This window comes from Bacteriovorax sp. HI3, from assembly GCF_059738875.1.
Genome location: NZ_AP026946.1, coordinates 2,831,027 through 2,857,088, shown reverse-complemented (window position 1 = coordinate 2,857,088; position 26,062 = coordinate 2,831,027). Strand labels below are relative to the sequence as shown.

Genomic DNA, 26,062 nt, shown 5'->3' with positions numbered 1-26,062 from the left:
ACGACAGCTCAACATATATAGATACTAATGGGGTTGTACGTGACTGCTTTTATCCGCTCAATGAAGGCACTGGGGATTGTGTCTCTATTCTTAAATTTAGCTCAAGCCACTGAATTGTGGACGCGCTCTCAATTGACAAGCCGAAATTATCTTTCGATTGAAAGAACTGATGAGGCCTTAAAGTTAAATCATTTTTACCAGGAAAAAGGAGAGTTTCAGACTTTAATCGGCTCTTACTCTTTTAAGAAAAAAGCTGAGATTGAAGCTTATGTTTTAAAGAACTTTCCCGCCTATAAACCAACAGAGAAACTGGTCGCGTGGCCAATCCAGGCAAAACTGGAGAAGGAACAAAATAAGCTTTTTGGCGGAAAGAAAAATGAATACATCTGGCTGGCTAAAAACCAATGGAACGATGATTGGGAAAAGAAATACTCTGAGTGGCTGCAAAATGAAGTGACACCAGAGTTTTTTAAAAAATATAAAATTCAAACAGACTGTGCTGATGCTTTAGTCGGCCTGCGCTGGATTTTTGCCCGCATGAACTATCTTCCAGTCGCTAACACTGTTGCCGACACCGGTGGGTTATTTGGTCACTTCTCAATGAAAAAAGAGTGGAGAAAGTACGATACAGCGGCCAACTGGTATGATGACGAACTTTTCATGGCCGCACTTGATTATATCATGAACCTAACGAGCACTAGAACGGTCATTAATGATGGTTTCCCGGTCAGGCTTGATAAAGAAGGATTGGTTGCCGGAACTTTTATCATCACTCAAAACAATGGTTCAGGTCACGCTAAGATCATTACTGAAACTCATTACGAAGAAGTCACAGAACTTCCTCTTTATACTCTGGCCTCAACAAGTCCTCGAGCTCTTCGCGTTTTAACCAAAGAAGTTTTTTTAGATCAAGACTGGCCTTTTAAGGGCAATAAAGAAATCCTGGCCTTCAGATGGCCGGTAGTTGTGAACTCATCATGGGTTTTGCAGAAAAAAGATGCCCGCCCGACTTATTCGGAAGAGCAGTTCAGCGACGATCTCAAAGCTGATTTCCCGGCCTTCATTCAATTTGTTCTTTCGCGAGTCAAGGGAAGTTATGACCCATTAAAGCTGGTGGACCTCGCAGTAAAAGACATTCTTAATTATGCAGATCAACGCATCCAGGTTGTCACTAAAGGTTATGAGTACTGTAAGAGAAATGACTGTCGTCCCGGGACACAAGGCGATGATGACTGGGGAACTCCTAGCCGCGATTCGAAGCTGTTAAAAAAATTCCATGACATTGATATGCTGGTGAAGGAATTTGAAAATCTATCTCCGGGTCTTAATGACCAGTGGATTGCCGGATTAAGAAACGCTACTTTGATTGTTGAAGGAGTTCCTTTAAAACTTTCAAGCTTGCGCTTTATTATGGAAAACGGTCTTTATTCCAGTAACGGCAGCGATACTCCTCTAAGAAGATGGGGACTCAATGCAGATGAATTAATGACTAAATGGATGGCCTCTTCGGAAAAACTTTTAAATGAGAGAGAAGCCGTTATCAGCCGCCCGGAAAATCCATGCAGCAAAGACTGTTATCCAAAGACAAATTTATGGGTAGGCCTAAGCACATACCATATCGATGCTGAACTAAATCAGCTCTATACTCAAATTACGACTTACTGTACTTTGATTGAACCAAAGGCCTGTCAGAATTTCTTTTCTTCAAAAGCTCAAAAAGCAATGGTTTTTAATGGTGAAACGAAATCGCTGGAGTCATGGTTTAAGTTAATTCCATTTTTTCACTCTGATCCAAGAGCTTCAATCGCCCGTCGCTGGGGAGAGTTACCTCAAAATATCAGAGCAAGGGCCTTGCCTTATTTTGATACGATCAAAATTTCAAAAAACTCACTGGCCCTGTTAGATACCACAAAGCTAATGGACTTAAAGACTGGAAAAATCCTGTTTGAAGCGAGTAGAGAATCGAGAATTATCCTGACTGATGTTGGTGTGGTTTATAAAATCAATGATGCCAAAGGTATCATTTTCCGTCTGAATCTGGAAAATTTAAGCTGGGTACAGATCGCTGATCCAGATAACATTCTAAGTTTAGAAATGCAGAGACAATTGTATGTTCAGGAAGACAATGGTTATACAATTTTTTTAAAGCCGCTTTCAAACGGACAAATCATTTTCAGAATTAATGACGATCGCATTGAGTTTATTAAAGAGTACCAGGGTGCTGGACACCAATTAGGAACTCTAGTGACGACAGCCTTAGATAAAAACACGATGAGTTTTATCGATCTGGATCGCACTTTAAATATCGATATCACAGTTCCATCGAGTTCAAGTTTTTACGATATGAACCTGGTGAGCATTTCTTCTTACAATTACCCTGAAGCAGTTCTTGAATACAGAGATCGCGATCAGGATATTTACTACTCTGTATTGGTGAATTTGGAGAAGAAATCGTGGACGAGAATCGCTCCTTCAATCGATGAGCGCTCATCACTTCTGTGGTCAGATGTTCGATTAAGAAAAGCCTTGATCCAGACTAAGTTCAACGACGAATTCCCTCAAGTCTATGCTGTTTCTTGGGATTTGTTTTCACAGTTCCAAGTTCAAAAAATGAACAATCTTTTGCTGGGAACGAAAATCTCAGGGGATACAGTCTATTTTATTGATGGGACAGGCGGTGTTTGGGATCAAAATCCCAAGACAAAGCTTATTGAGTGGGGTAAGAAGCTCGTCGAACTTCCTGGACCCGCAAATTCTGAAGTGAAATTTTTAACTTCACTTGGAGCTTATTTTTCTTCAGATGAAACTGGTACTCTGCGAACTCTTGGCAGTGTGCTTGGGGAACCAAAGAGTTTTAGACTGCCTAAAGATTTACTTCCAGAGAATGAATTTTGCCAAATTCAGACTAAAACTGAGGATATCTTTAGTTTTAGATTTAGTCCAAGTTATGGAGATTATTCGTGTATGGGCGGTAGTCTTTTGAAAAGCGAGATAAGTACTTCAAAAGATGAACTAGTCCCTCAATTTTCTCACTACTCTTGGATAAACAAAGAAAGTTTGTTAGACCTTCGTTGGCATCAAACTTTCGCGGAGTTTGATGTTCAGAAAGGTCTCCTCATTGGCCTTGGAAAGAATATCGGTCTTTGGTGGGATGAGAAGACAGAGTAAAAAATACAGTGTGATTAAAGTGTTGGAAGGATTCCTAAATAAACGTGCTAAACATAGTTAATAAAATTTGGAGATGTGTGTATGAAAAAGATTATCGGTTTTGTGGTCCTGCTTGGGCTATTTGCTGCCCAATCGTTCGCTGGAGAGCAATACTCTCTTCAAACAGCGAAAGAACAAGTTGTTAATGAAAACATTAAAGTTTCAATTGCGTACGAGCAGTACGTATTAGTAAAAAGCCAGGCAAGAACGAAGTCACTTCAACTTCTTCCAACTCTTTCAGTAGATATGCTTATCTACGATTACCAATATGCAATTCTTCGTACACTAGTACCAGAACCATCAAGATTTTTCGAAGCAGCAGCTCAAAAAGACTTAGCTCAAGCAGCTAACGTTAACAGAAGAATCGTTCAAAAAAACCTTCTTGAAGATCTAGAAAACACAATGTTCCTTTTCCAATACCACAATGAAATGCTTGAATCTTTCAAGAAAGAACAAGCGATCACAAACGAAATCGCAGCTCGTTCACAAGAAGCTTACGATCTTGGTGCGATCGACTTCTCTGAGTACTACAGAACTCAAAGAAACGTAGTTTCTTCAAAGACTCAAACAGTAAACGGAAACGAACTTGTTAAAACTGAAGAGTTCGCTCTTAAGTTAATCCTTCAAGTAAAAGACAACCAAGAAGCTCTTGGAATCGACCAACTGGAATTCTATAACGAAGGTCTTGATTTCCCAGCTACTGCTGAAGAAGCAACAAAAATCGCAGTTAACAACTCTAAAGAAGTTGAACAATTCGACTGGATGATCTCAGCGGCTAACAAGCAAAAGAAAGGTGTAGCTCTTTCTTGGATCTCATGGGGTGGAGTTGGATTTGATTACTTCTCAAGAGTTTCAATCGCTAAGCACGAAGTTAACAAAATCGAACTTATGAAGAAAAAAGCTATCTACGAAATCAAAAACCAAGTAGTAGCTCAATACTCACAAATCGAATCTCAAAAACAAAAAATCGCTTACCAAGCACAGTTATTAGACATGGCCAGAGAAGAGTACGCTCAAGCTCAGGCAGCACAAACTGACCTTTTAAACTCTTTCATCGCGACTAAAAAAGCGGAACTAAACGTTATGTACGCAGAGAGAGAAGCTTCAAAACTTAAGTACGAGCTAGAACTTAAGTACATCAAGCTTAAGCGTCTGATTGGTGCAAACATGATCACTAACGAGATCCCTCGTTCATAATAACGGCTAGGTAAAAGGAAATACTTATATGAAAAAACTAATTGCAGCAGCGCTGGTTTTATCGATGAGTGTGGCTAACGCCGCCGTCGTAAACCCGCTTCCAAATGTCAGAGATAATCTTGAAGCAATGTTAAAAGTTACGGAAGGAAGAAAGTCGATCAGCGAAATGAAGAAAATCGCTAACGACAGAAACACTGACGTTGATATCGCTTTCGAGAACTATATTATCGCTAAAAGAAACGTTTCAGTAGCAAGAGCTCAATTCAACCCAATTACAACTGGTCACCTTCTGGGGATGGCAATGGGTCTGAGTTATTTCTGGGCCCCAATTGCTGTTGAAGCCGTTCTTTCTATCCCAACTAAGATCTACAACGTTTCTAAGAACAAATACCTTGAAAAGGCCGCTCTTTATAACCTATATGATGCGCGCGATGTTCTTAACAACGAGCTTGCTCACCTTTACTACGATATTCTTACTCACGAAGTTATCCTTAAGACAATCGATCTTGAAGTTCAGATCCTGAGCTACCAACAAGAAAGATGGATCGAAAGAAAGTTCTCAGCTGATAGAATCGCTGACCTTAAGAAATGGATCCTTCGTTTAAACATGGAAAGAGTGGACATCTACAGCATGTACACTTCTGAGCTTGCAGCGATCAGAACACTGATCTCTACAACTGACGCTAACAAGTACGAACTTGCTCAAGTAGAAGCTAGACTTAACAAAGGGCTAACTTCAGACCTTGATCAAAGAAGCCTACAAAGCTACGCACTTTTAAACAGTGATAAGCATAAAATGGCGATCAACATGGAAAGAGCTTCTCAGGCAAACGTTAAGTCTGTTAAGTGGTCGATCCTTTCATTCTCAGGTCTGAACTTCTCTTATAAGAGAAGAGTTCAGGAAGCAAAGAACGAAGAGAATATTGCTGAGCTAAGAAAAGAATCTGTTGGTGAAGAAGTAAAGACAAACGTTCTACTTCAACTACAAAAATTAGACTCTTCTCTTGATATCTCTGCTAACTACGGTTCAATCTCTGAAGAGTCACTTCAAATGTTTGCTGATTCTTATGAAGCAAACCAAATGGGACAGATGAGCGAAGACGCTGTTATTGAAACAGCTCTTGGAGCGATTCGTGACTACAGAAGTAAAGTAGTGGCCCATTACTCTGCATGGTCTTCATATGAAGACTTCGCAACAGCTTCGAACTACGATTTTACAGCTAACCCAAAATTAGCTTCTAATAAATCAGTTCAGTCCCTAATTGAGACAAACCCTCTTTATAGACTTGAAGAGTCTGACTTCAGAATCGTGAAGAAAGATGGTTACACTTCATTCACATTATCACTTGATACTGACAAAAAAGACGCTGTTGCTGAAGTTGATTACATCTTCAATGGCAGAAGCTTCCCGAACAGATCAAATGACAATGAGAACAGCAACTTCGCTGTAACACTTCAAACTGGAGAGAATTCACCTTCAGTTGTGTCAGGAGTTGCTATCGTGACATTGAATAACGGACACCAATTTAACGTTAAATTTAAGCTTTAAAATAAACTGAGGTTAATAATATGAAAAAACTACTTTTGATCCTGGCACTAGTTGCATCGGTCCCGGCTTTCGCTCTAAACGCGAAACTTGAACCAGCTGTAAAAATGGTAGAAGCGTGCTTAGCTGAGCAAGGCGTTCTTCTATGTAACAGCGAAATCACTGAAGTCCTTAAGACGGTAAGTCTTGATGCAAGAGGTGAGTTTGTTTACTACCTAAAAGACCTTGTTAATAAGAATGAAACTGAAGCAGTTATCAAGAACCTTTACACTGAACTACAAGTTCTAGTTCCAATCTACGAAAAACTTGATGGTTGTTCTGAGTGGTCATGTCGTGACCTTAAGATCTTCCTTGGAGACGTATCAGTTCGTTACGTAAAGATCTCTCCAATCGACTCAAGCCTATACATTACTCTTTATAAGGCACAAGCAGTTCAGTCAGGACGTTACAATCTTCTTATGACTCTTTCAGCGAAAGCTCAAACAGCTAAGACTGTTGCGGAAATGGATGAAATGGTAAAATTCGCTGAATTCGCAAAGGATTACTCTCGTGCGATTAAAGATGAATACTACTTATACCAAGCTGGTGTTGCTATCGTTCGCGATATGACTCTTGCTGCGATGAAATTGCGTCCAGGACACGAAGGTGTTTATAAAGTAACTTTCGACAACGCAGAAATGGCGAAAAACCTAAGAATCGACAACGTAATCGTTATGGAGTCTAACGACCGTGACGCTCTAGTTGTTAACTTTGTTGCTTCTCAATCAAGAATCATTAAAGTTTCTTTCAAACAAGCAGGTCTTCTTGGAAACACATTCTTCTCTAACGAAGATGTTTACAACAATGACAACAACCAGGAAATCCAGTCTCCATTCTTCAAAATGGAACTAGATAGAGAAACAAAAACTGTAAAAGGATACTTCGCAACAGCTCGTTATGGAAAATCAACTTTCACAGGAACTCTTGCTCAGTCAAATATCTCTGTATACGGACAAGCTAACGTTGAAGGTCTTTCAATCGACCAACTTGTTGGTAAGCATGCTGTAAACGTTGGTGGATACGACATGACTCTTGTTATCGGGAAGAGAGCTGACGATAGATCGACTTATGAAGGTGCACTTGTTAATCAAAACGCACTTATCTCTTTCTCAAAAGTATCTCTAGATTCTTCTAAAGGGATTATCTCTCTAGTTGACTCTAAGAACGAAAGAAAGCTTACTCTTGGTGTAACTGACATCTCGAATTCTCCAGTATTCAAAGGACAATTCCTGAATGCAGCTCAAGCTAAGATTCTAAACGTGCAGTCAAAATAATTACTGCCAACTTACGATTTAAAAACAGGCCACCTTCGGGTGGCCTTTTTATTTTTGACGAACAAACTAAAAGAAAAGCATTAGTCCAAGACGGGCATTGCTTTGTTTCTTGTCGTAAGCTAGCAGGTTCTCTGCGTACCCACTGAAGTATTGAAAATAGATTGAAGGATTAAAGTTGGGGCTTCCGAAGTGGTAGATGAGTCCAAGTTCGCGTCCACCTCTGCTAAAGTTGATGATTTTTTTCCCAGCAAACACTCTGTACTCCAGGTCCAGGCGTCCTTTTCCAACAGTCAGGATGTGGGTGATAATCATCTTGAGTTCCCAGTATCCCATGTAGTCGACAATGTTGCGGTTGTTGTTAGCTTTGCTGTAGATGTGCTGAAGTTTCAGTTCTCCTAGGATGTTGTTTCGTCCAATGTGAGAAGCGAAATTTGCTTTAGTGAAAAGGCGGTTGATGGAGCGAGATTTATCGCCGTCTTCACCGTTTGATGTATGAAGCATCCCAATGTCTAAAGAGCGCAAGAATTTGGTATCGTTTTCCGTCAGCCTGTAGAAAGCCTCCGGGTTGTAGTTGATGTCACCAAAAGGAGCAGAGCTCTCGTAAATGTTCCAGAACATCGTCTGGGTGTAACCTAGATAAAGGTTGTAGGATTTAGCGACTCTGTATTTACCGCTAAATTGTAGTTTTAAATCGTCTTTTCCAAAAATGAAGTAGGTTGGTTGGTAGAGAGAGAATTTTTCTCTTGGATTAACTCCTACGACGTCTGATGAAGCTTCCTCGATTTCTTTTTGAGGATCGTGTTTTTCTATTTCTTCGTTAATTTTTTCTTCGTTGCTAGTGGTTCCTTCAACAGGTGTGGCCGAAAAGGCCTGAGGTGAAAGAGCGAAGACCAGGGAGACAAAAAGTGGTTTAAGCATTCCGCGTCCTAAAATAAAAAAAAGCAGCCATGCTTTTTTCTTCCAGTGATAAATTCTTATCAGTGAATGAGAGATAAAAAGAATGACTGCATTTTGGATTTTTTCCTTAAGCGTGAGGGCCTTCAATTTTGCAGGATTGAAGACCCGTCAAACTTATTTAAACAATGTCGTTTGAAAGTTAAGGGAGGTGCTTTCCACCACCGCCTCTGATTAGGCCAACAACAAAGCTTAGGATGGCCAAAACGATGAATACCATCAGTAGAACTTTACCAACCTCAATTGAAACTCCGGCAATACCGTAGGCCCCGAAAAGCATGGCAATAAGCCCCAATACGAAAAAAATAATGGCTGCGCGCAACATATCTATCTCCTTTAAAGAAGTTCACGACTCTGATACTAATTAAAAGCAGGACTTATGCCATCTTTGCATTATTTAATTACATATACTTAGCTGATAGGTGTTGACAGGGATTGGGAAATATGCCACACTTGCCACGTGAACGGTACTAAAAACCCCAGAGAGTAAAAATACCCCATGAAAACAAAAAAACTATCAACACTCATGATTATCGATGATGATAAAGACCTTTTAGACCTGCTTTGTTCGTTCTTTAAACAAAGAGGCTACAACGTTGTTACGTACGAAGATGCACGACTTGCACTGGACGATATTGAGAGTTCAAAAGTAGCAGTCGATGTTGTTCTATCGGACTTCAAACTTCCGGTTATGTCGGGAGTGGATTTCATTAAGCGTATTAGAAAAATTAATTTAGTTCTGCCAATCATTCTGATGACAGCGGAAGGAAGTTTAGAAGTCTCTCTTGAGGCCATCGAGGCCGGAGCTTATGACTTCGTTTTAAAGCCGCTGCACTTTCCACAATTATTAATTTCAGTTCAAAGAGCTCTATTTTTAAATCAGGTGCAAACTGAGAACACTAACCTGAAGAGTCTTTTTAATGAACAGGACTTCCTCGGCCTTAAAGGTGTGATCGGAAGAAGCCCTGGTTTTAAACAAGCGATGGAGCTGGCAAAAAGAGTTTCCAGCTCGCAGGCCAATATTATTATCAGCGGAGAAAGTGGATCTGGTAAGGAAGTTGTCGCTCGTGCAGTCCATGATTTGGGAGAGAGAAAAAACCAGCCATTCATTGCGATTAACTGTTCAGCGATTCCTGAAAATTTATTGGAATCCGAGCTCTTTGGTTATGCCAAAGGAGCGTTCACAGGAGCGATGGGAAGTAAAATCGGTCTTTTTGAAGAGGCCAATAACGGAACATTATTCCTGGATGAGATCGGTGATCTGGCCCTTCCATTACAGGCAAAACTTCTGCGCGTTTTACAAGAAAGAAAAATTAAGCGTATTGGTGAAAACCAACCAAGAGATATTACTGCAAGGATCATCTGTGCGACTCATAAGAATTTAAAGAAAGAAGTGGAAGCGGGACGATTCAGAGAAGACTTATATTTTCGTCTGAACGTTATTCCGATTTATATGCCACCTCTTCGCGACAGAAAAGAAGATATTCTTCCTCTGTCAGAGTACTTTTTGAAAAAATTCAGCTTAATGAACAATGTAAGCATTAAAGGATTTACAAAAGAAGCGATCAAAAAACTTGAAACTCTGCCATGGCAAGGAAACGTTCGCGAGCTGGAGAATGCGATTGAAAGAGCCGTTGTTCTGGCCCAATCGGATTATATCGAGCCCGATGATTTACCTAGCACAGACCATTCAAGTGAAGAAAAGAAAAACGAAGGCTCAGTTGACGGAGCTCTTTTTTCAATCAATTCACTGATGACTCTGGAAGATGTTTGTAAGAAATATATCGAATTTATTTTTAAAAGAAATAATTTTGCTAAAGAACAAACAGCAAAAGAACTTGATATTGACCGCAAGACACTTTATCGAAAATTAAAAGAAATCGAATCCTACGAACTGAACTAAAAAAAGGGGGTATAATTACCCCCTTTTTTATTTTTTCTTTCTTTAACAATTCAAATTTACATTCAATTTTTTGGCAGACAATTTGCTCTATTTATTTTGATTCCCAATGGAGAAAATCATTGGAAAAAACACAGGGAGGAATTATGCATTTTGATACAAACAAAGAAACAAAACGTGACTTCGTTTTGAACGAAGACACCATTAAAGGAAAATGGACGGAGGCCAAAGGCGAAATTAGAAAGATGTGGGGGAAGCTCACTGATGATGATTTAGAACAGGCCAAAGGTGATTTGACAGCATTAACTGGAATTATCCAGCAACGTTATGGCGAGTCGAAAGAATCGATTCAGGCCAAACTAAATGATTATTTTTCTGATACCTGGGGCAATGTGAAGAATGGAATTGCCAGAGGAGCAGAGAAGGCAAAAGAAGCAGTGGCCGAAGCCGCAGAGAGTGCAAAGCAAAAATTGTAATAACAAAGCTTGGACATTGCTTAAGAAAATTTAAGCATAAACTCAATGTTTTGCACCTTGATTACTTATAAAAGAGGTGTAGATTCAATTTATGGAAATAATGAAAGACCAAAAACTCGTCTATTTATCCAGAAGGCAAGCAGAAGTTGCTCAGCTGAAGGAAAGTCTTGCAAAAGATGATTTTGAGTTTTCTCAAGTTGTCGGTCACAGATTAAAAGGACATGGTGAAACATTTGGCTTTCCTCAAATTAGCGCTCTTGGTATTTCGCTGGAAACGGCCGCCAAAGACCGCAATATGGAAAAGCTAAAAGAAATCGTGAAGAGTTTAGATGAGATGGTTGAAGAAAATATCCGTTTAATTAATGCTTAAAAAAGGGTGGTTTTAAACCACCCTTTTTTATTTCTTTTACTCAACTTCTGAGTAATCTACCATAATAAGAGCTTTTCCGGCCTTGTCTTTCATAAAGGCATTCAGTTCTGTTCCTGCTGGAACTGCATTCGGTTGCCCAAAAACTTTCTTTGTTTTGTAGTCATCACCTCTGAAGAATTCATTCACTTTATTTGGACGTTTGGCCATGTTGTAAGTGGCGTAGTCACCATCCGTTTTTAGATCTTCTTTAAGATATTTTTCGATGGACTTAGTTCTTTCTTTGGCAATAGCGACATCGCGGTCAGAAAGTCTTGCTCCTTTTTCGTTAGGGTATTCTTTATCCGCCCAGGCAAGGATCTTGATATCATCGATTGGTTTACCTTCTTTTTTTGCAGTTTGAATAAAATTTTTTAAGTTTCGTTTTCCAGCTTCACTCAAACGCTGAGTCCCTTTATCGAATTCTAATACGGCGTAATAAGCATCAGTAGAGGACGCAGGTGTTGTTGCTTTTTGCTCACCATATTTTTGTGCTTCATACTTGTTTGTTGCTTTGCCATTTTCCATATTGCCTGAAGATGAACAAGCAGTTGCAGCGATAGTAAAAAGAAGTGCTGCAAAAAATTTCTTTGATCCCATGTTAACTCCTCATTGTTGAGCCTCATCATTGAAGCCTTAATGCTCTCATGAAAAGCAAGTCTGATACCCAATTTCCATAACACCTTTTGGACAAAAATCCCGGGAATACTGCCTCAAAAGAGGAGGGCATTTTTTTATAAATTAAATGATATTAATAGTTTGTTATATGCCCCACAGGTGTCCTAATTTGGCCTGTCAATTGCTAAACAAAAGACTCAGGAGTGAAATATGAACACAATTGCTGTTATGCTAGGGACTGGCCTTATTAAAAAAGAAAAAAAGATAAAAATTTCCACAAAAAGTAAGAGTGAAAAACCTTCGCGTCGCTCAAGAAGAGATGTTTCTGTAGAAATATTTCTCAGAGAAATCTTAGGAACACGCCTTATTCAATTGGAAAAAAAATATTAATTCTTTATTTAATAGGATATGGTAGCCGAACTAATTTCTTTCTAGGGAAAGGTTATGCAACAGCTGCCAAAAAAGCTTCTGCCTTCAATGGCCGGTCGTGGGGATCATCCAGTAGATCCAAGAGAATTTAAAAAAATTCTTTTTCAAGCGACTATTCTGCCAATTGCTCTTTCACTTTTACTTTCCATTCTTTTTGTTAAGCAGATTTATACCGTTTTGGAAGAAAATCACAAAGTTCGCCATTCTGATGAGGTGATCAATACGGCCACTGAGAGCATTAAGCTTGTCATTGATTCGGAAACCGGTTTTAGAGGCTATATCATTACCAACAATGAAGCCTATCTGGGGCCGTGGAAGCTCGCAAAAACGAATTTTTTTGTATTGGCCGATAAAATTATCGAGCTGGTTAAAGACAATCCTACTCAGCAAAAAGAAATCCGTGAGATAAAAACACTCTACACCGGGTGGAATGAAAACGCAGAGGCGACAATTGCCTATCGTATAAAGTTCAAACAGCCTTCTCCTGATGAAATGATTACTGCCCGCAAGGCCATCATGGATTCTATCAGGAAAAACTTTGATGAGTTTATTGAGAGAGAAAGAGGGTTAAGAAATAAACGCTGGGCAGAGGCTGAAGAGGCTTCTCGCGATGCTGTTGTAGTGACGATTGCCCTTGGGGTTATTCTGGGGATTTCCCTTGCAGTAATGTCAATTCTTCAGTTGAGGCGCTTGTCGCGAAATTATAGTGCCGCTTATTCATCACTGGCCGAAGCGACAGATCACTTGGAAGAAACAGTTGCTCTCAGAACTCACGAGCTCACGCTGGTGAATAAAGAGCTTGAAGCTTTTAGTTATTCGGTGTCACACGATTTAAGAGCACCATTAAGAGGGATTGATGGCTTTAGCCAGATTCTCATTGAAGAGTATTCTGGAAAACTTGATGGTGAAGCTCTTAAGTATTTAGGTTTTATTCGCTCAGGCGTGCAGAGAATGGGAGTTCTCATTGACGATCTCATTAATTTGTCCCGTCTGACTCGTGCAGAATTTCGCAAAGAAGATGTGGAGTTGTCACAAGTGTCACTGGATATTATTAACGAACTTAAACAAAATGAGCCGACAAGAAAATTTGAATTCACCAACTTCCTGCCACAAACCGTTTCTGCTGATCCAGGTCTTTTAAGAGCGGCCTTGCAGAACTTAATTTCTAATGCGTGGAAGTACTCTCGTACAAAAGAAGTCAGCATTATTGAACTTGGACAAATTTATAAAGATGGGAAAGTCACTTACTATGTAAAGGATAACGGAGTCGGATTCGACATGCGTTTTTACGACAAGCTTTTTCAACCTTTTCAAAGACTGCACCCTAAAGAGCAATTTGATGGTTCGGGAATTGGACTGGCCACTGTGGCCAGAATTATTCGCCGTCACAACGGTAGTATCTGGGGAGAGTCAGAGTTAGGAAAGGGTAGTACTTTTTATTTCACATTAGGCCTATAATTATTTAGCTATTATAGCAGGAGATTTCATGAATAAGATGCCGTACATTTTTTTGATTGAGGACAACGAGCAAGATGAAATTTTAACTATTAAAGCATTAAAGAAGAATAAAGTTTTAAATGATATTAAAATTGCCCGTGATGGGGCGGAGGCCCTGGACGTTCTTTTTAATCCAGAAGCAGCTAACTACGAAAAAGATCTTCCACAATTGATTCTTTTAGATTTAAAACTTCCAAAGATCGATGGCCTTGAAGTGCTAAAAAAAATCAGGAGCAATCCTAGGACAAAAATTGTTCCGGTGGTCATCCTGACAACTTCAAGAGAGGATAGTGATTTGCTTTCAGGATATGAATCAGGTGCTAACAGCTACGTGAGAAAACCTGTAGACTTTCATGAGTTTTCAGATGCGGTAAAAAGTCTGGGAACTTATTGGTTATTACTTAATGAGAGGCCGCCAGTTTAGTCATGATCAAATTACTTAACATTGAAGACTCAGAAACGGATTATCAGCTGATGCTGTATCACCTTAAAAAAGGTGGCATTACTGATCTTTATTCAGAGAGAATCGAAACAGAAGAACAGCTTCGCGAAGCCTTGGGGCGCGAGAAGTGGAGTCTTGTGATTTCAGATTACAATATACCTGGCTTTAGCCCGCTCAATGCTTTGGGGATTGTTCGTGAGACTTCAAGACACCTTCCTTTTATTGTTGTTTCTGGATTGGTAGGGGAAGAAAGTGTCGCCGATATGATGAAGGCGGGAGTGGAAGATTTTGTTATTAAGTCCCGTTATGAACGCCTAACTCCGGTCGTGAAGCGTGCTCTTCGCGAATTTGAAATTCATGAACAGGAAATGAAATCCCGTGCGATTGCCAAAAAAGCTCTCGAGGCCAAGGAAGAGATGCTGGCGATTGTTTATCACGATATTAAAAATCCTTTAGCGGCCATTCAGCTGGATGCACAGCTATTGGAGCTTCTTTCGTATAAAGAGCCCAATGAAGAGATGATGGGAGATTTGCGAATTCAGGCCAAGAGAATTTTAAAAACAGTGGACCGCCTTAAAGTTTTGGTAAGCGATCTTCTTGAACATAATAAACCGACAGCTGAAACGGATTTTGAACACAGTTTTATTATTCGTAAGGCCTTTTACAATCCTCTCCAGGTGCTCAATGAGGTTCTGGATTCGTACAAACCACTCATTCATGAGAAAGATCTTTCAATAAAAAAAATTGTTGTTCAAAGAAAGATGATGGCCTCTTTTGATAAAGACCGCATTTACCAGGTGCTTTCAAATCTTTTAAGTAATGCCCTTAAGTTCTCTCCGGTTGGAGGGGATATTATTATTGAGCTGGAAGAAACAGAAAAAGGCGAAAATGTTTTTGCCGTGACTGACAGTGGACCGGGAATTGCCGAAGAAAACCTGGATAAAATCTTTGAGAAGTATTGGACCGGAGGATCGGGCAATGGTCTGGGGCTCTATATTTGTAAATCAATAGTTGAAGCTCATGAGGGGGTAATTAAAGTTGAAAGCAAAGTAGGCAAAGGGGCCCGCTTTAGTTTCACAATCCCACGCTGTGAGAAGGCCATTGTTTTTGCCGAGCACTCCAAAGATGAACAGAAATTAAAACAGGAAAGAAAAGAGCCAAGCTCGAAAAATATTTACATCATAGATGATGATGAAGACTTGCGAGAAGTAATGACTTGGGCAATTGAAAAGGAAGGCTTCAGAGTTTTTTCTTACGGCAATCCTAAAACAGCGCTGGAGGATTTAAACCTAACAGCTTTTCCGGCCAACTTAATTATTCTTGATTATCATATGGATAAAATGACGGGGAAAGATTTCCTCAATATGAAAAAACACAGCTCACTTGCGGCCATTAAAAATTGCCCGGTTATTATGGTTTCAGCGGCCCCACAAGTCGTCAGAGAAACAGTTGATCCTCAGCTTTACTCTGAAATTCTTTTAAAGCCTCTTGATCTTACGCGCTTAACTTCGGCCATCCGCAGGTACGTCTAAAATCATTTTACATGAGGGTCATTGGCAACAGGAGCGGGCATGTTTGGCTCACCCACAGCTTTTTGTTCGACTGTCGGAGGTTGAGCAGGAGTTGTGGGTGGCGGTGTTTCGCGGGAGCAACTGACGAAGACAAAGAGAGCGATTGGTAAAAAGAAAAGCTTCATAAAGATCTCCTAATTTTCAATGTGGTATTTGTTTTCAATCCCAGGTTTTAGTTTTTGCTTAAATCCATTTTCAATGGCCTTAGAAATTCCCTGGCCAGTATCTACATTGAATTTTCCGTCATAGTTAAAATCCAGGTAAGTTGCCACTGTTTTTGTATCTGAGTCTCTGAGGATCAAATTGCCAATGGCGGTTAATATTTCAATCCCAAAATGTTTTAAGCTGACAAATTTTTCTTCGTTTTTAACTACATCAACATCTCTAATAAAAGGCTTGATATAGCCCTTTATCATTTTGTCATCATTTTTTGCTTCAGCGTAGAGGTCCACTTTTCCCTTAGTGAAAGTCAGAGGCAGGTTGCGTTTTAAAACCTTATTTAATGCCGTCAGGTCAAAGTCTTTAAGTTCCACATCAACATCCCATAACATCGGCTTCTGAGTTAGGTTAAGGCTTCCGATAAATATAAATTCAGATGATCCTTGAAGAGACGCTGTCAGATTGAAGTTCGAATAGGGGTCTTCTTTGGAAGAAGTAATATTGGTGATTCGGCCGTTGATATTTTCAATGCGTAATCTGGATTCATCATCGAGGGATGGAATTTCTTCAAAGACCACCCGGGCGTGGCGCAGGTCCACGGTTTCAACTTTGACGGGAAAGAGAGTGTCTTTAACGTCTTTGACTTCTTTTTTGGCATTTGTAACTGAGAGTTTGCTCATATCTTTTAAGAAAAGGAAATCGACATTTTCGGTGACGATATCAGTGACGATTTTTCCTTTAAAGATTTCCCTCCATGCAATAGAGACATCAACAGAATCAATGGAAACAAACCGTTTTTCATCGCCTTTTAGGTTTCCCTGCACTTTTTCAAAACGGTAAGCTCCTCGCAGGATACTAATATCCAGATCATCCATATGCAGATAATAAATGGGAGAGAATTCGCTTAGGTATTTGTTGGCCTGATGAAGAAGAATCTGAGGTAGAACCATTCGAAAAGCGATTAAAAAAAGAATAATGGCAAAAGGGATATAAAATTTTTTTTGCTTTATAAAGGTCTTAATCATTCAGAAGCCTCATGTCTTGATAAAATAGGGGGATTGAGAAACGATGGCCCCAATGTAGCGATTGACCTTTTTCATAAAGTCTCCTGACCACTGATAAATATTTCGTTTTGAATTACAAACGGTATAGTAAATTTCTTTTTGTAATTCGGGATAGTTTTCCAGGTCCTGGGGGGTAAAGCGTCTGAGGATCATAAACTGAAAACCGATCTCGTTGAGAATACCCTGATCGAGGTTTTCTTTAATTAATGGAAAGAGGTTTTTTTCCTCTTCATCAATATGATTGCGTACGATTTTTGCCAGTGTTTTTATTTCGGCCTCTGTGACATCATCCAGGTCTTTAAGTCTCGCCATTCTAGGCCAGAGGGTTGAGATCATCCGCTCCATGATGGCATGTTCGACTTCGCATTCAAGAACTTTTGTATGCAACTCATCCATGTCAATCAGGGAGTCGTAAACTGTTTTTTCTTCTGCTGCCGAATGTTTCGTTAAGGTATCGAGAAATGTTCTGGAAAAAAATAACTTTTGATGTTTGTCGGCATCGTCGCTAAGAATGACCTGGATGCACTCTCTTAAGTAGGCATGATCAATTAATAAAATACCAACGATATTAAAGCTATTGTCTGTGGCGATCTCTTCACTAATGTTTTGCATGAGTATCTCCGTTGATCAGGAAAATATATTAAAAAAGGAGTTGAGTTTTGAAGAATTAAAACTCTGCCCCGGAGGGCAGAGTTTCAACAAAATGCAGTCGGAACTACATCTTCTTTTTAGCATCGTTAGACGACACTTCGGATGATTTAGGTGCAGCTTTCGCTGTAGATAGTTTGGTTGCAGAAGAGCGATCTCTTCCTAGGGGGATATCCGAGCTCACGCTAGGATCTTGAGAAGGGTAGAATTCATCCGGTGAGGTAAAATCTGCATATGATTCATTTTGATCTAATTGATTGTAGTATTCATCTACGCTTTCATCGTCTTGTGATGATCGTGAGTATGTAGATGTTGAATAAGCTGAAAGCTCATCATCAGCTTCGCGATTCATATTTGGGTTATGATCGATTTTTGCGTAATTAGCATTCAGTCTTCTCTCTGGAGAATCTCCATGGAAAACTTCATCTAAGTTGGCCGAAGAGTGCTCTTGATAGACTGGCGTTTCACTTGTGCCATCGGCTTGAGAGATTCCTGTCCCCGGGTGGGTTTCAAGAGTCTTTGAAGTCAAAGGAGTTACTTCAGTCTTTGGAGAAACACTTTTTGATGAATGAACTGACGACATACAAATGCGTTCGTAAGTTTTATCGAACTCTTCATTATTGCCGTATTTTCTGTGAACAAGTTGTCCTAAAGATTTCGGAGAACCATGAGTCTTTTCAACGTCCGCTTCTGATAACTTATTCCAGCGGCTAAGAACTTGTGTCTTAATCGTCGGCCAATTATTTTGAATCTGTTGGTTGTTTAACATGATAAACCTCAATGTTTATAACTTTACGGATCTCTTGATCTCACAGGTATCTATTGCACCATTGATGCCAAAATTTGGAATAATGGTTTTACAGTAAGTTAGTAAGAAATAACCCATCGAGTTGGGGGAAAATATCCTCAACGGTGTAGCAGAATGGTCATCGTTGCGGTGCGCTTGTTCCAAAATGCTCTGGTATTTATTCACATTTACAGGCACCGATTTTGCTTCACTTTCGGGGAGACCTTTCTTGGTTTCGTTTTAATTTATCTATTACTATGGAGTGAATTATGGCAGTGAAAAAAACAGCACACAAAAATGGACGTCAAAAAAAAGTATTAAAGATGGTGGCAGAAGCTCATGCTCACGACTTCGATAATATGGAAGAACAAGTGTTGAAACATGAAGAGGATGCTATCCGCCGCCAGTTCCTGGTGATTAAAAAAGATTACACCCGATTGATGAGTGACGTGGCCACTGGTTATGGCCTGATTCGAAACTGGGTCAATCTTCAAGCGGTTAATAGAGGAGAGCTCCTTAGAGCTCGTTTTATTAAGAACTAAAAAAAGGGAACCAAAGGTTCCCTTTTTTTATTGCTGAATTTTATATTGAACTAATGTCTCGTTTCTTCCGCTTCTTCTGTTCGAGAAACTGTTGCTCTTTCGGACGCATTCGCGCTTTCAGTTGCGCGGTTGAATTCGCGTTCTTTGACAAAGTCCATGATCAGTAAAGCAAGAGCATCCTGAAGAGGATGAACCACACCGACATTTTCTTTTGTCAGAGTCTCTCTTTTCTTTTCACGGCCTGGTTCCTGGAAATTTCTGACGATGACGGCTCCGATAATTAAACTCACCAGAGAAAGGGCCAGACCCATTATGATCATTGATGAGAAATAAACGAATCCATTCTGGTCATACTGTGCACCAATATCGACAGCGACTAATAAAAGTCCACCGGCAAACATTGTCGCAAGGGCAGAAGCAGCGGCAAAAAGAGTAATCACCGCAACGGCATTGCTTCTGATTAAGTCTTTGATTTCTTCAACAGGATTAATAGTTGGATGTTCACTGGAAAAAAAGGGTTTGATAACTGAGAAAATCAAGAGTAGCCATTTCATTAAGGACCTCCAAACAGAAGAAGGGCCCATTTGCACGGGCCCTTTACTTCATTTTTATTTTAATTATCTACGACGGAAGAAATAAGCTCCGGCAAGGAAGCCTACTGTCGCAGCCCCAAGAATGGCATAACCTGGGTTATCTTTTACTAATCCAGTTGTTCTGTCGACAACTTGAGCACTCAAGTCTCTTGCTCTTTGAAGATACTCTTTTCCTGGCTCAATGATATCATCTTCAATCATGTGACTAGCTCTTGCTTTGATTTTGTTAGCATCGTATTGACCATTTAATTGTGAAGCTGTTGCCATATATTTCTCCTTGGTGTTGGTAAGATCGCGAGCCGTATCGCGAAAGTAATCAGCATGTTTTGATTTGAATTTATCGAATTCCTCGGTAGCGCGCTCTTTGGTGAAGCCGTAGGCCTTTTGAATTTTACCGACAAGCTGGTCAACGCCGCCATCAAGATAAGTCAGGTCATCATCTGTTAATTTTGACCAAGTTTGTTTCAGGTCGCCTTTAAGATCTTTTAGTGATCCTTGAATCATATCTGTGTTCATTTTCTTCTCCTTGAAAATACTAGAACCAATTTCTCGAAATAATCCATTCCAAGATTTATGCCACTAAAAAATCACTTTAAATTTTGGCAACTTGAAGCTTGTCGTAAAAAAAATTGGGGCAAATAGTGTAAGAGGGTTGGGAAAATATGGGACGTGAAAAGTAAGATTTCAATGATTCGTTTATATCATTATATGCATTTCCTTTTTTGGTACTGGCAAAAAACCACACAGAACTTTTTTCCCCGTCTAGCTGTAGAAAAAAACCTCACTATCTTAAGAAACTCCATAAAATTGGTATGAAAAATTTGGCACACAAACTGCTTATACACCTTTGTGAAGTTTCCTTAACAAACTTTTATATGGAACAAGGAGTGAGACATGTTAAAGGCGGCCATTACATTTTTTATTCTTGGAGTCCTGGCAATGTTGCTGGGAGCTTTTGGGGTTTTAGGCCTTTCAACAGATATGGGCGAAATGATTTTATCAGTTTTCTTTATCTTCGCGCTTATGAGCTTTATCGGAAGTGCAGAGATTGAAAGAAAACGTCACAAAGATATTCACTAAATTTCCTTATTAACCTGCATATCGAATAAAAGGAGAGATTATGCAAATGAAAAAAAGTCTTTTAGTTCTAGTTACCATCACTCTGATTGGTGGTTTCACTTCAAATTATGCACACGCACTTGGCAAAGATGAAACAGTTAAAGAAAAAGCTGAGGAAATGGGCAACGACACAAAACGAGCTGCTAAAAAGGCCGTAAGAAAGGCCAAGGACGAAACATGTGAAATGGTCGATGGGAAAATGAAGTGCATGGGCAAAAAGATGAAACATGCTGCTCAGAATGTAGGCGATAAAATCGAAGATGCGGTTGATTAGAAAATAATTTAAAAAGTATTTACATATTACGGAGGATTTTGATGAAAAAGTTTCTTTTTCTAGTGTCGCTTATTGCCTTCTCGAGCATCACTTACGCACAGGAAAATAATGAAGGCGGACTATTTGTTGAACCTATGCTGACATGGGAAAGAGGAAGAGGGGATGTGAATTTCCCGGCGCCATTTAGTAGTGCTGATACTGAACTTGATGGTTTCGGTGTCGGTCTAAGATTTGGTGGGCATGTTTACAATTCTATTTTTTTAGGAGTGGATGGACGTTACTCAATGCCAAAATTTAAAGACAACAAGCTTAACATGGATACAGATGCCAAAGCATGGAACGTAGGCCCTGTTGTCGGGATTCAAATGCCAACAGCGATCGCTCTTCGCGTTTGGGCCGGATGGATTGTTGCCGGTGAAGTTGATCCTGATAAGGATGAAGGTGTTGATGCCAAATTTAAAAGCGGGCAAGGTTACCGCGTAGGTGCCGGCGTGAAACTGGGTTTTGCCAGCTTAAACGTCGAATACCAAAATATGAAGTATGACGACACTGTTTTACAGGAAGTCGGAGTCTTCACTCCAAACACCACACGAGGCGATGTTGAACTCAGCAATGAATCAATGATTCTCAGTGTGAGTTTCCCGGTTGCTATCTAATCATTTTCACACGCCGAAGTTAAAAGCTTCGGCGTACTCAAGTATTTTTTGGCCGGCACACGCTTTGCTCTTTAAATAAGCGGCGGACGTAAAAAATACTGTAGCGCTTGGATTATTTATTAGGAGGAAAAAATGAAACTTTGGTCAATTTTAATGGTCATGGTTCTTTGTACATCTTTTAACTCTGCAATGGCCAAACAAGGCCCAGGTGCAAACCCTCGAGTGGTCGATCAAGAAACAGGTCTGACGGCCGGGGATCAGTCGAACAAACCTCAGGATGTATTGGTGACTAAAAAGATTCGAGCTGAGCTAATGAAAGATGCGGCCCTTTCTATGAAAGCAAAAAATATTAAGATTATCGTTATTAACAATGGTGTGACACTTAAAGGAAATGTGGCAACTGCGGACGAGAGAGCAAGAATTCTTGAACACGCTTATGTCACTGCTCCCAAACACAAAATTTATAATCAGATAAGTGTAGTGAAGTAAGGAGGAAAAGATGAGAACACTAAGTAGGGACAAAATGAATGTTTCAGTTTTCGGAATCTTTGACACCCGTTCATCTACGGAACGCGCTGTAGAGCGCTTAAAAACGTCAGGATTCAGAATGACTGATATTTCAGTGTTGATGCCGGATAAAGATACCACCAGACAATTCGCCCACGAAAAACACACCAAGGCCCCTGAAGGAATAGCGACAGGTGCAAGTACTGGTGTCGTTGTCGGTGGGACTCTCGGATGGCTGGCCGGTATGGGAGCTTTAGCTCTTCCTGGTATCGGGCCACTTGTGGCCGCAGGTCCGATTATGGCCGCAATCGCCGGAGCTGGTGTTGGCGGAACAGTCGGAGGAGTGAGCGGAGCCCTCGTTGGACTGGGAATACCGGAATACGAAGCTAAACGTTATGAAGGATCAGTGAAAGACGGAGGGATTCTTCTGTCAGTTCACTGTGACAATAACGATTCAATTAAAAGTGCAAAACAATTATTAGAAGTCACTGGAGCTCATGACATCGCTTCATCTACTGAGGCGTAGTCATTTCCATTCCCGCAGAAGCCCCCTAACGACTTCTGCGGGTTACACAACCAAGGAAAAGGTATGAAGAAAAAAATGAATGAATTAGTCGAAGATGTACAAGGAAAAGTGGCAGTACCTATTTTAATGTACATTCTTGGTGTGCCTGGATTTGTTTGTATCCTGGCCTGGTTATTTTTCTTTAAAGGTAAATAGTTTCTTTAAGAGGGTGTGATGGTCATCTCAACTCTAAAAAGAGGCTTATTTAGATTTGGCCTTAGAATAAAAGAATTTATTTTTTTGATTTTAAAACACAATATTTTCTTTCATTCTTCGGCCATCTCGTATTATGCCGCTCTTTCAATCGCCCCATTTCTTTTAATTCTTTTACAAGTAGCGGCCTTATTAGGTCATAGAGTTCAAGCAGAACTTACCAGCCAGACATACTTTATTCTCGGTCCTGAAGTCGGACGCATCACTGAAATGATCTTTAACAATGCAGTTGAAGGCATCAGCCTGGCCTCTATCTCTGGAGTGATCGGTGTGATCACACTGCTTTTTACAGCATCCTTTGTCTTTATGCAGCTGCGCTTTTCTTTTGATATGATTTTTGGTTACTACGATCCAGATTCATCTCGAAGTTTTAAAGAGATTGTAAAAGAGCGCATGCTCTCGATGCTTTTTGTTGTAGCGATCGCAGTGTTGTTTCTTTTATCACTCTTTGTTTCCAACATTGTTAAGTACGTCGCCGGAACAGACATGAATGATACTATTCTCGGGCAAGTTCTCTCCAATCTTTTAAGCTTTCTGATCAATTTGATGATGTTCAGTGCACTTTATTATTTTGCTCCTTCAAAAACACCAAAAATAAAGACAGCAGTAGAGGCGGCGATTTTTACATCCATTGCTTTTGTCTTCGGGAAAATATTAATCGGCCTTTATTTTAAAAATATTGCGATCAATTCAGTTTATGGCGCTACAGGGACACTGCTAGTGTTTCTTATCTGGGCCTATTACTCATCCTTTACACTCTTTTTAAGTCTTGAAGGCTTTCTTTTTCTTCACCCAGAAAACCGACAGTTAAAGACTTGAATCATAGGGAAAGTTGACCAATCGATAGCCTCTAAATGAACTTTTCAGTTACTTGGCGCACGCCTTTTTTGGCCTTGATTTTGCGAGGTAAAAAGAGACGTTCAACCTGGAGGGACCAATGACATTTAACATGGATGAAGTTGTTCAAAACAACAAATTTAACATTATTGATGTTTTGCTTTTAGACCACAAATACTTAAAAGAGTGTATTAAAGTTCTTAAGAATGAAGATGAAGATAAAAAACTCAAAGTGAGATATGCCAAAACATTCCTCGATGCTCTTCATAAACATTCAGAGGCCGAAAAGAAAGTCGTTTATGCACCGTTGTTAAAAGTGGCCGATTTAAGAAAACTTATTCTTGAAGGAGAGATTGAGCACGGGATTGTCGATGCTAAAGTCAAAATGCTCACTCCGAAAATAACCGGGCTAAGAACTCTTAGTGATGAAATGGAAATAGAGATGAAAGTTCTCGCAGAATTAGTCGAGCATCACTTAAAAGAAGAGGAGTCTGATATAATTCCAAAAATGCGCAAGGACCTGGATAAAACGATACTCAATGAAATGGGATTTCAGTTTATGAAGTTGAGAAGTTTTACAACCAAGGATCTTCGCCAGTACCCAAAACTGCAAAAAGAAGTAGCAGGTCTTAAAAAATTAGGACATCGAGTTTCTTCACATTTTATCGCCAAAGTTCAAAAGCACACGACGAACAGAGCGCTTCACTCCCGCTAGTTGAGGCAAGCAGTTGCCGGAGGTTTATCATGAAACGATATATTTTTTTAATGCTGGCCTTTTTCCTGAGTTTTACTCAGGCTTTTGCCATTGGGATTTCAGCCCCTTCTATTAGTGCCTCTCCCGGGGCATTCACCAGTATGAAGCAGTGGCCAGATAGCAAGGTTTCACTAAAAAAACCGGCGAAAAATAAGGTGCTTACGAATGCCAACTGCAATGACTGCGTAGAAAAGATCAAATCCCATAAACAAGCTAGAACTACAAAATAAGAAGTGGTATATCCGTCTTCCATTGTCGGTCTTGGGTAAAGTTATCCAAGTCCAGCAATGGAAGACTCTATCGGGTAAACTGATAGAACGAGGTATATCATGAAGTTAATGACAAAAACATTTTTGGCCCTGGCCCTTATTTCAACGGCACTTTCAGCGCGTGCTGATTATCTTTCATGGAAAGAAATCGAAAATCGTTTTAAAGCAGAAGGACTCAATACGAAGGCCCTAAGTCATGTTCAGTGTTTTTTTGAAAAACATGAGAACACAGTTTTTAAAAGAAAAATGTCATTTAATGAAGCTGATAACCGCTGTGGGCAAGATTCACAAATCACCTTGGATAAAAAACGCGTTTTTGCTTTAATTGATTATACAGCCCCAAGTGACCAAAGAAGAATGTTCTTAGTCGACAGGCTTACTGGCGGGATTTCCATGATGGCCGTGGCCCATGGACGCTACAAAGCTCATATGCTCAATACACACTTATCAGAAAATAAAAATTCTATTAAACATGCCCGCTACTTCAGCAATGAGTTAGGTTCAAATGCACCTTCAAGCGGATTTTATGTTTCAGGAGTAGAGTACGAAGGAAAGTTCGGCAGAAGTATGGTTCTGCATGGACTGGAAGATGGAATTAACGACAACGCTTGCGAAAGGGCCGTTGTTGTTCATAAACACTTAATGGTTACGCGCTCAAGTGCACATGCTCTTTCAAGTGGCTGTCCGATGATTAGCCGCGATTATATTGATCACGTCATTAATCTTTTAGAAGGGCACTACGATCCTGCGACCAACGAAGTGACTAACGGATCGGTCGTTTTTATCTACGGGCCTCGTGAAACAAAATGGGCCGCTTCAACTTGTGAAGGGAATTTTAATCTCTAATTTCGATTGCCAAGCTCACAATATTGTCCGTTAATAGACTTACAATATTTGTTTAGTGAGGGAGTCACATGAAATTTAAATCTCTTTTCGTTTTTCTTGCCACTTCAAGTCTTATTTCTTCTGTTTCTGCAGTGGAGAGTATGAAGCCTGGTTTATGGGAGCATAGCTTCACGATTAAAAGTCAAAGCGGACAAGTTGAAAAAGGTCTCGCTGATATGAAAAAAAGTATGGCAAAAATGCCTCCTGAGCAACGCAAAATGATGGAAGAGATGATGGCAAAGCAGGGAATGGGCGTGAGCGATAAAGGAACAAGTGTAAAAGTTTGTATTTCTAAAGAACAGGCAGAAAAGCTTGATATTCCACAAAGCCAGGACTCAAATTGCAAACAAGAGATCCTAAGCCGCACTTCAAAAAATATCAAAATGAAATTTACATGTACGGGAAATCCATCGAGTACAGGAGAGGGTGAATTCACTTTAATTAACCCAGGGGCTTACGTGGGAAAGGCCGTGGTTAACACTGATTCAAATGGGAAGAAAGACCGTTTAGATATGAACCAAAAAGGAAAGTGGCTTTCAGCTGATTGTGGCGCCATTGAGCCGGTTAAGACTCAAAAATAATCTTCAGAAAATGACCAAAAGATAACCAAAAGAATAACAAAAGAATAACAAAG

31 protein-coding genes are annotated in these 26,062 nt (G+C 39.9%); 23 read left to right on the top strand and 8 right to left on the bottom strand.

Annotated features, from left to right (window positions below; all coding sequences use genetic code 11):
- The first annotated feature begins 27 nt into the window (after positions 1 to 27).
- From AC6JA8_RS14165 to AC6JA8_RS14150, 4 genes are all read left to right on the top strand, one after another.
- Entirely contained in the window at positions 28 to 3,168 is a 3,141-nt protein-coding gene (locus AC6JA8_RS14165) for a hypothetical protein (RefSeq protein WP_497974380.1), read from the top strand.
- An 81-nt stretch (positions 3,169 to 3,249) separates the two neighbouring features.
- A complete protein-coding gene (locus AC6JA8_RS14160) occupies positions 3,250 to 4,404 on the top strand; it encodes a TolC family protein (protein ID WP_497974379.1) in 1,155 nt (384 codons plus the stop codon).
- A gap of 28 nt (positions 4,405 to 4,432) precedes the next feature.
- Entirely contained in the window at positions 4,433 to 5,953 is a 1,521-nt protein-coding gene (locus AC6JA8_RS14155) for a hypothetical protein (RefSeq protein ID WP_497974378.1), read from the top strand.
- A 20-nt stretch (positions 5,954 to 5,973) separates the two neighbouring features.
- A complete protein-coding gene (locus AC6JA8_RS14150; RefSeq protein WP_497974377.1) occupies positions 5,974 to 7,263 on the top strand; it encodes a hypothetical protein in 1,290 nt (429 codons plus the stop codon).
- Positions 7,264 to 7,329: 66 nt separating this feature from the next.
- Here the strand turns inward: AC6JA8_RS14150 and AC6JA8_RS14145 are convergent, their stop codons facing one another.
- Positions 7,330 to 8,307 carry a phospholipase A gene (locus tag AC6JA8_RS14145; protein ID WP_497974376.1) on the bottom strand — a complete coding sequence of 326 codons (978 nt, stop codon included), beginning with the start codon at positions 8,305 to 8,307 and terminating at the stop codon, positions 7,330 to 7,332.
- 52 nt (positions 8,308 to 8,359) lie between these two features.
- Positions 8,360 to 8,542, bottom strand: a complete 183-nt coding sequence (locus tag AC6JA8_RS14140) for a DUF1328 domain-containing protein (protein ID WP_102244451.1) — start codon at positions 8,540 to 8,542, stop codon at positions 8,360 to 8,362.
- 174 nt (positions 8,543 to 8,716) lie between these two features.
- On the opposite strand from AC6JA8_RS14140, the gene AC6JA8_RS14135 reads away from it, so the two are divergent.
- The 3 genes from AC6JA8_RS14135 to AC6JA8_RS14125 all read left to right on the top strand — a co-directional run bounded on the left by AC6JA8_RS14135 (position 8,717) and on the right by AC6JA8_RS14125 (position 10,963).
- Positions 8,717 to 10,120: a sigma-54-dependent transcriptional regulator gene (locus AC6JA8_RS14135; RefSeq protein ID WP_497974375.1), complete on the top strand. Its 1,404-nt coding sequence runs from the start codon at positions 8,717 to 8,719 to the stop codon at positions 10,118 to 10,120.
- Positions 10,121 to 10,263: 143 nt separating this feature from the next.
- Positions 10,264 to 10,593 carry a CsbD family protein gene (locus AC6JA8_RS14130; protein WP_497974374.1) on the top strand — a complete coding sequence of 110 codons (330 nt, stop codon included), beginning with the start codon at positions 10,264 to 10,266 and terminating at the stop codon, positions 10,591 to 10,593.
- 91 nt (positions 10,594 to 10,684) lie between these two features.
- Positions 10,685 to 10,963, top strand: coding sequence for an Hpt domain-containing protein (locus tag AC6JA8_RS14125; protein ID WP_497974373.1), 279 nt, complete (start codon positions 10,685 to 10,687; stop codon positions 10,961 to 10,963).
- A gap of 36 nt (positions 10,964 to 10,999) precedes the next feature.
- Here the strand turns inward: AC6JA8_RS14125 and AC6JA8_RS14120 are convergent, their stop codons facing one another.
- On the bottom strand, positions 11,000 to 11,599 hold the full coding sequence (locus AC6JA8_RS14120; RefSeq protein ID WP_497974372.1) for a hypothetical protein: 600 nt from the start codon (positions 11,597 to 11,599) through the stop codon (positions 11,000 to 11,002).
- 228 nt (positions 11,600 to 11,827) lie between these two features.
- Between AC6JA8_RS14120 and AC6JA8_RS14115 the strand changes: the two genes are divergently transcribed.
- Genes AC6JA8_RS14115 through AC6JA8_RS14100 form a run of 4 tightly spaced genes read left to right on the top strand, consistent with a single transcriptional unit; the run spans position 11,828 to position 15,517 of the window.
- Positions 11,828 to 12,007 (top strand): hypothetical protein, encoded by a 180-nt coding sequence (locus tag AC6JA8_RS14115; RefSeq protein ID WP_497974371.1) that lies wholly within the window; start codon positions 11,828 to 11,830, stop codon positions 12,005 to 12,007.
- 54 nt (positions 12,008 to 12,061) lie between these two features.
- Entirely contained in the window at positions 12,062 to 13,504 is a 1,443-nt protein-coding gene (locus AC6JA8_RS14110; protein WP_497974370.1) for a CHASE3 domain-containing sensor histidine kinase, read from the top strand.
- Positions 13,505 to 13,532: 28 nt separating this feature from the next.
- Positions 13,533 to 13,967 (top strand): response regulator, encoded by a 435-nt coding sequence (locus AC6JA8_RS14105; RefSeq protein WP_497974369.1) that lies wholly within the window; start codon positions 13,533 to 13,535, stop codon positions 13,965 to 13,967.
- A gap of 2 nt (positions 13,968 to 13,969) precedes the next feature.
- Entirely contained in the window at positions 13,970 to 15,517 is a 1,548-nt protein-coding gene (locus tag AC6JA8_RS14100) for an ATP-binding protein (protein ID WP_497974368.1), read from the top strand.
- A 173-nt stretch (positions 15,518 to 15,690) separates the two neighbouring features.
- Here AC6JA8_RS14100 and AC6JA8_RS14095 read toward each other — a convergent pair whose 3' ends face one another.
- The 3 genes from AC6JA8_RS14095 to AC6JA8_RS14085 all read right to left on the bottom strand — a co-directional run bounded on the left by AC6JA8_RS14095 (position 15,691) and on the right by AC6JA8_RS14085 (position 18,196).
- Complete coding sequence (locus AC6JA8_RS14095) at positions 15,691 to 16,740, bottom strand: hypothetical protein (RefSeq protein WP_497974367.1); 1,050 nt, start codon at positions 16,738 to 16,740, stop codon at positions 15,691 to 15,693.
- A gap of 9 nt (positions 16,741 to 16,749) precedes the next feature.
- Positions 16,750 to 17,391: a hemerythrin domain-containing protein gene (locus tag AC6JA8_RS14090; RefSeq protein WP_497974366.1), complete on the bottom strand. Its 642-nt coding sequence runs from the start codon at positions 17,389 to 17,391 to the stop codon at positions 16,750 to 16,752.
- A gap of 103 nt (positions 17,392 to 17,494) precedes the next feature.
- On the bottom strand, positions 17,495 to 18,196 hold the full coding sequence (locus tag AC6JA8_RS14085; protein WP_497974365.1) for a hypothetical protein: 702 nt from the start codon (positions 18,194 to 18,196) through the stop codon (positions 17,495 to 17,497).
- Positions 18,197 to 18,483: 287 nt separating this feature from the next.
- On the opposite strand from AC6JA8_RS14085, the gene AC6JA8_RS14080 reads away from it, so the two are divergent.
- Positions 18,484 to 18,756: a hypothetical protein gene (locus AC6JA8_RS14080; protein ID WP_497974364.1), complete on the top strand. Its 273-nt coding sequence runs from the start codon at positions 18,484 to 18,486 to the stop codon at positions 18,754 to 18,756.
- 50 nt (positions 18,757 to 18,806) lie between these two features.
- Here the strand turns inward: AC6JA8_RS14080 and AC6JA8_RS14075 are convergent, their stop codons facing one another.
- Both AC6JA8_RS14075 and AC6JA8_RS14070 read right to left on the bottom strand, forming a co-directional pair.
- Positions 18,807 to 19,310, bottom strand: coding sequence for a hypothetical protein (locus AC6JA8_RS14075; protein ID WP_497974363.1), 504 nt, complete (start codon positions 19,308 to 19,310; stop codon positions 18,807 to 18,809).
- Positions 19,311 to 19,373: 63 nt separating this feature from the next.
- Positions 19,374 to 19,865, bottom strand: coding sequence for a CsbD family protein (locus AC6JA8_RS14070; protein ID WP_491637141.1), 492 nt, complete (start codon positions 19,863 to 19,865; stop codon positions 19,374 to 19,376).
- Positions 19,866 to 20,243: 378 nt separating this feature from the next.
- On the opposite strand from AC6JA8_RS14070, the gene AC6JA8_RS14065 reads away from it, so the two are divergent.
- The 11 genes from AC6JA8_RS14065 (at position 20,244) to AC6JA8_RS14015 (ending at position 26,009) form a co-directional block, all read left to right on the top strand.
- The gene (locus AC6JA8_RS14065) at positions 20,244 to 20,429 is read left to right on the top strand and encodes a DUF1328 domain-containing protein (protein WP_497974362.1); all 186 of its coding nucleotides are present in this window, start codon (positions 20,244 to 20,246) and stop codon (positions 20,427 to 20,429) included.
- 40 nt (positions 20,430 to 20,469) lie between these two features.
- Entirely contained in the window at positions 20,470 to 20,742 is a 273-nt protein-coding gene (locus tag AC6JA8_RS14060) for a hypothetical protein (RefSeq protein ID WP_497974361.1), read from the top strand.
- A 41-nt stretch (positions 20,743 to 20,783) separates the two neighbouring features.
- Entirely contained in the window at positions 20,784 to 21,398 is a 615-nt protein-coding gene (locus tag AC6JA8_RS14055; protein ID WP_497974360.1) for an outer membrane beta-barrel protein, read from the top strand.
- A gap of 132 nt (positions 21,399 to 21,530) precedes the next feature.
- Positions 21,531 to 21,887: a BON domain-containing protein gene (locus AC6JA8_RS14050; protein WP_497974359.1), complete on the top strand. Its 357-nt coding sequence runs from the start codon at positions 21,531 to 21,533 to the stop codon at positions 21,885 to 21,887.
- A 10-nt stretch (positions 21,888 to 21,897) separates the two neighbouring features.
- On the top strand, positions 21,898 to 22,431 hold the full coding sequence (locus AC6JA8_RS14045) for a DUF3341 domain-containing protein (RefSeq protein ID WP_497974358.1): 534 nt from the start codon (positions 21,898 to 21,900) through the stop codon (positions 22,429 to 22,431).
- 63 nt (positions 22,432 to 22,494) lie between these two features.
- A complete protein-coding gene (locus tag AC6JA8_RS14040; protein ID WP_491637129.1) occupies positions 22,495 to 22,626 on the top strand; it encodes a hypothetical protein in 132 nt (43 codons plus the stop codon).
- An 84-nt stretch (positions 22,627 to 22,710) separates the two neighbouring features.
- Positions 22,711 to 23,502 (top strand): YihY/virulence factor BrkB family protein, encoded by a 792-nt coding sequence (locus tag AC6JA8_RS14035; protein WP_497974357.1) that lies wholly within the window; start codon positions 22,711 to 22,713, stop codon positions 23,500 to 23,502.
- Between the two features lie 118 nt (positions 23,503 to 23,620).
- Positions 23,621 to 24,235: a hemerythrin domain-containing protein gene (locus AC6JA8_RS14030; RefSeq protein ID WP_497974356.1), complete on the top strand. Its 615-nt coding sequence runs from the start codon at positions 23,621 to 23,623 to the stop codon at positions 24,233 to 24,235.
- A gap of 29 nt (positions 24,236 to 24,264) precedes the next feature.
- Positions 24,265 to 24,504 (top strand): hypothetical protein, encoded by a 240-nt coding sequence (locus tag AC6JA8_RS14025; RefSeq protein ID WP_497974355.1) that lies wholly within the window; start codon positions 24,265 to 24,267, stop codon positions 24,502 to 24,504.
- A 99-nt stretch (positions 24,505 to 24,603) separates the two neighbouring features.
- On the top strand, positions 24,604 to 25,389 hold the full coding sequence (locus tag AC6JA8_RS14020) for a murein L,D-transpeptidase catalytic domain-containing protein (protein WP_497974354.1): 786 nt from the start codon (positions 24,604 to 24,606) through the stop codon (positions 25,387 to 25,389).
- Positions 25,390 to 25,457: 68 nt separating this feature from the next.
- The gene (locus AC6JA8_RS14015) at positions 25,458 to 26,009 is read left to right on the top strand and encodes a DUF3617 domain-containing protein (protein WP_497974353.1); all 552 of its coding nucleotides are present in this window, start codon (positions 25,458 to 25,460) and stop codon (positions 26,007 to 26,009) included.
- Positions 26,010 to 26,062 lie beyond the last annotated feature (53 nt).

Coding starts and splice junctions, on each gene's coding strand:
- AC6JA8_RS14165 (WP_497974380.1), top strand. CDS start 28: ATGGGGTTGTACGTGACTGCTTTTATCCGCTCAATGAAGGCACTGGGG.
- AC6JA8_RS14160 (WP_497974379.1), top strand. CDS start 3,250: ATGAAAAAGATTATCGGTTTTGTGGTCCTGCTTGGGCTATTTGCTGCC.
- AC6JA8_RS14155 (WP_497974378.1), top strand. CDS start 4,433: ATGAAAAAACTAATTGCAGCAGCGCTGGTTTTATCGATGAGTGTGGCT.
- AC6JA8_RS14150 (WP_497974377.1), top strand. CDS start 5,974: ATGAAAAAACTACTTTTGATCCTGGCACTAGTTGCATCGGTCCCGGCT.
- AC6JA8_RS14140 (WP_102244451.1), bottom strand. CDS start 8,542: ATGTTGCGCGCAGCCATTATTTTTTTCGTATTGGGGCTTATTGCCATG.
- AC6JA8_RS14135 (WP_497974375.1), top strand. CDS start 8,717: ATGAAAACAAAAAAACTATCAACACTCATGATTATCGATGATGATAAA.
- AC6JA8_RS14130 (WP_497974374.1), top strand. CDS start 10,264: ATGCATTTTGATACAAACAAAGAAACAAAACGTGACTTCGTTTTGAAC.
- AC6JA8_RS14125 (WP_497974373.1), top strand. CDS start 10,685: ATGGAAATAATGAAAGACCAAAAACTCGTCTATTTATCCAGAAGGCAA.
- AC6JA8_RS14120 (WP_497974372.1), bottom strand. CDS start 11,599: ATGGGATCAAAGAAATTTTTTGCAGCACTTCTTTTTACTATCGCTGCA.
- AC6JA8_RS14115 (WP_497974371.1), top strand. CDS start 11,828: ATGAACACAATTGCTGTTATGCTAGGGACTGGCCTTATTAAAAAAGAA.
- AC6JA8_RS14110 (WP_497974370.1), top strand. CDS start 12,062: ATGCAACAGCTGCCAAAAAAGCTTCTGCCTTCAATGGCCGGTCGTGGG.
- AC6JA8_RS14105 (WP_497974369.1), top strand. CDS start 13,533: ATGAATAAGATGCCGTACATTTTTTTGATTGAGGACAACGAGCAAGAT.
- AC6JA8_RS14100 (WP_497974368.1), top strand. CDS start 13,970: ATGATCAAATTACTTAACATTGAAGACTCAGAAACGGATTATCAGCTG.
- AC6JA8_RS14095 (WP_497974367.1), bottom strand. CDS start 16,740: ATGATTAAGACCTTTATAAAGCAAAAAAAATTTTATATCCCTTTTGCC.
- AC6JA8_RS14090 (WP_497974366.1), bottom strand. CDS start 17,391: ATGCAAAACATTAGTGAAGAGATCGCCACAGACAATAGCTTTAATATC.
- AC6JA8_RS14085 (WP_497974365.1), bottom strand. CDS start 18,196: ATGTTAAACAACCAACAGATTCAAAATAATTGGCCGACGATTAAGACA.
- AC6JA8_RS14080 (WP_497974364.1), top strand. CDS start 18,484: ATGGCAGTGAAAAAAACAGCACACAAAAATGGACGTCAAAAAAAAGTA.
- AC6JA8_RS14075 (WP_497974363.1), bottom strand. CDS start 19,310: ATGAAATGGCTACTCTTGATTTTCTCAGTTATCAAACCCTTTTTTTCC.
- AC6JA8_RS14070 (WP_491637141.1), bottom strand. CDS start 19,865: ATGAACACAGATATGATTCAAGGATCACTAAAAGATCTTAAAGGCGAC.
- AC6JA8_RS14065 (WP_497974362.1), top strand. CDS start 20,244: ATGTTAAAGGCGGCCATTACATTTTTTATTCTTGGAGTCCTGGCAATG.
- AC6JA8_RS14060 (WP_497974361.1), top strand. CDS start 20,470: ATGCAAATGAAAAAAAGTCTTTTAGTTCTAGTTACCATCACTCTGATT.
- AC6JA8_RS14055 (WP_497974360.1), top strand. CDS start 20,784: ATGAAAAAGTTTCTTTTTCTAGTGTCGCTTATTGCCTTCTCGAGCATC.
- AC6JA8_RS14050 (WP_497974359.1), top strand. CDS start 21,531: ATGAAACTTTGGTCAATTTTAATGGTCATGGTTCTTTGTACATCTTTT.
- AC6JA8_RS14045 (WP_497974358.1), top strand. CDS start 21,898: ATGAGAACACTAAGTAGGGACAAAATGAATGTTTCAGTTTTCGGAATC.
- AC6JA8_RS14040 (WP_491637129.1), top strand. CDS start 22,495: ATGAAGAAAAAAATGAATGAATTAGTCGAAGATGTACAAGGAAAAGTG.
- AC6JA8_RS14030 (WP_497974356.1), top strand. CDS start 23,621: ATGACATTTAACATGGATGAAGTTGTTCAAAACAACAAATTTAACATT.
- AC6JA8_RS14025 (WP_497974355.1), top strand. CDS start 24,265: ATGAAACGATATATTTTTTTAATGCTGGCCTTTTTCCTGAGTTTTACT.
- AC6JA8_RS14020 (WP_497974354.1), top strand. CDS start 24,604: ATGAAGTTAATGACAAAAACATTTTTGGCCCTGGCCCTTATTTCAACG.
- AC6JA8_RS14015 (WP_497974353.1), top strand. CDS start 25,458: ATGAAATTTAAATCTCTTTTCGTTTTTCTTGCCACTTCAAGTCTTATT.